The sequence below is a fragment of the Brevundimonas sp. P7753 genome (assembly GCF_013386595.1).
Taxonomy (GTDB): Bacteria; Pseudomonadota; Alphaproteobacteria; order Caulobacterales; family Caulobacteraceae; genus Brevundimonas; species Brevundimonas bullata.
The window spans coordinates 1-2,317 of the sequence record NZ_JACARP010000194.1; the positions used below are offsets into that span (position 1 = coordinate 1).

2 protein-coding genes are annotated in these 2,317 nt (G+C 69.3%); both read left to right on the forward strand.

Going from position 1 to position 2,317, the window contains the following annotated elements; genetic code table 11:
* A partial coding sequence (locus HX774_RS19000; protein WP_255500559.1) for a TetR/AcrR family transcriptional regulator occupies window positions 1–575 on the forward strand: 575 nt, incomplete at its 5' end.
* Window positions 572–2,257, forward strand: a complete 1,686-nt coding sequence (locus HX774_RS19005; RefSeq protein ID WP_178828975.1) for an MFS transporter — start codon at window positions 572–574, stop codon at window positions 2,255–2,257. The genes HX774_RS19000 and HX774_RS19005, both read left to right, overlap by 4 nt.
* Window positions 2,258–2,317: the final 60 nt, after the last annotated feature.

Here is a 2,317-nt window from a genome sequence, read left to right on the forward strand (position 1 = left end):
TGGCGTGCTTCATGACCCGTCCTCTTAGAAAAGACGCCGCCGAACGACGCGAAGCGCTGCTGAGAGCGGCCGCCGAGGCTTTCGCGTGCGACGGGCTGGACACGCCGCTGCACCTGATCGCCGAGCGGGCGGGGGTGGGGCGGGCGACGCTGTATCGCAATTTCGCCGACCGATCGGAGTTGGCCTTGGCGGTGTTTGTCGGCCAGATCGACGACCTGGGTCGGCGCACGCACGAACGGCTGGACGACCCCGAGGTCTTCCTGTGGTTCCTGGCCCAGATGGTCGAGCTGATGATCCAGAGCGCGGGCCTGTCCAGCGCCATCCGCGACCTGCGCGACGAGGCCCTGGCGCCGATCCGCGCGGGTCTGAAGCAGGCGGGCGCCGAGGCCCTGGCGGTGTCGCAGGCGGCGGGGCGGGTGCGGCCAGATCTGACCGTCGAGGACATCCGCGTCCTCGCCCTGATGCTGGGCGCGCCCTCGCGCACCGCCCCCGCCGACGACCGCGACGCCCTGAGCCGCCGGGCGCTGGCGCTGGTGCTCGACGCGGTCCGGCCGCAGAACGAGGGCCGTCCATGAGCCGCCGCGACTGGCACCTGCCCTGGGACGACTATCTGGCGACGCTGAAGCCGCACGAGCGGCCGGCCCTGCCCGGCTCGCCCGCCACGCCGGACCATTCCACGCCGATGCGCTGGGCCTATGCCGCCGTGGGGATTCTGGTGGCCCTGACCGGCAGTCTGGGCAATGCGGCGGTGACGGCCAATATTCCGCAGCTGGCGGGCGACCTGGGCGTGACCATCGCCGAGGCGACCTGGCTGCCCGTCATCTTCGTCATGACCAACGCCTGCATGAACCTGCTGCTGGTCAAGTTCAGGATGCAGTACGGTCTGCGCCTGTTCACCGAGATCATCCTGGTCGTCTTCCTGGCGACAGCGGCGGCGCACCTGTTTCTGGAGGACTTCGGCTCGACCCTGGTCGTGCGCGGCATCGCCGGGATGGCCGCGGCGGGGATGTCGACCCTGGGCATCCTCTACATCATCCAGGCCTTTCCGGCGCAGCACCGGCTGAAGGGCATCATCATCGGCGTGGGCCTGTCCAGCCTGGCCATTCCCCTGGCGCGCCTGGGGGTCGGGCCGCTGCTGGACCATGATCTTTGGCGGGCGGTCTATATGTTCGACCTGGGGCTGGTGCTGGTGGCTCTGCCCGCCGTCTTCGCCCTGAAGATGCCGCCGTCGCAGCGGATCAAGGCCTTCGAGACGCTGGACTTCGTCACCTTCGCCCTGTTCGCGCCGGGGATCGCCCTGCTGACCGCCGTGCTGGGTCTGGGCCGGATCGTCTGGTGGACCGAGGCTCCCTGGATCGGGCTGGCCCTGGTCGGCGCCCTGGTCCTGCTGACCGCCGCCGCCGTCATCGAATACAACCGCGCCAATCCGCTGATCGACCTGAAATGGCTGGCGGGCGGCGACATCGTGCGGCTGCTGCTGGCCATTCTGCTGGTGCGGATCGTCCTGTCGGAACAGACGACCGGCGCGGTCGGCTTCTTGCAACAGATGGGCCTGGGCATCGACCAGATGCACGGCCTGTTCTGGGTCATGCTGCTGGCCACGGCGGCGGGGACCGTGACCAGCGCCCTGACCCTGAACCCCATGAAGCTGTGGAAGCCCATCTCCATCGCGCTCGGCCTGATCGCCGTCGGCGCCTTTATCGACAGCCATGCGACAGTGCTGACGCGACCCGTGAACCTCTATCTCAGCCAGGCCCTGCTGGCCTTCGCCGCCGCCTTCTTCATCGGCCCGACCATGATCATCGGTTTCGGCAAGGTGCTGCAAGGCGGGGGCAAGAACCTGATCAGCTTCATCGTCGTCTTTTCCATCGGCCAGAACATCGGCGGGCTGATGGGCTCGGCCTTGGTCGGCACGGTTCAGACGATCCGCGAGAAGTATCACTCCAACCAGCTGGCCGAGCATATCGACCTGGGCGATCCCGAGGTGGTGCTGCGGCTGCAGCAGCTGGGCGGGGCCTACGCCCACGTCATCGGCGACGCGGCCCAGAGACAGGGCGCGGCGCTGAAGCTGCTGCAACAGCAGGTCAGCCAGCAGGCCCAGGTCCTGGCCTACAACGACGTCTTCCTGCTGATCTCGGGCGCCGCCGCCGTGGGCGCGCTCTGGGTCGCCGCCAACCATTTCCGCCCCCGTATCGAGGCGCGCCGCGCCGCCCACCGCGAGGCGGCGCAAGCCGCCGCCGCCGCCGCTGTCGAATGACCCGGACCCGACCATGACCGACGCCACACCCGCTCCCGCCCCTACGCCCGCCGCTCCTCC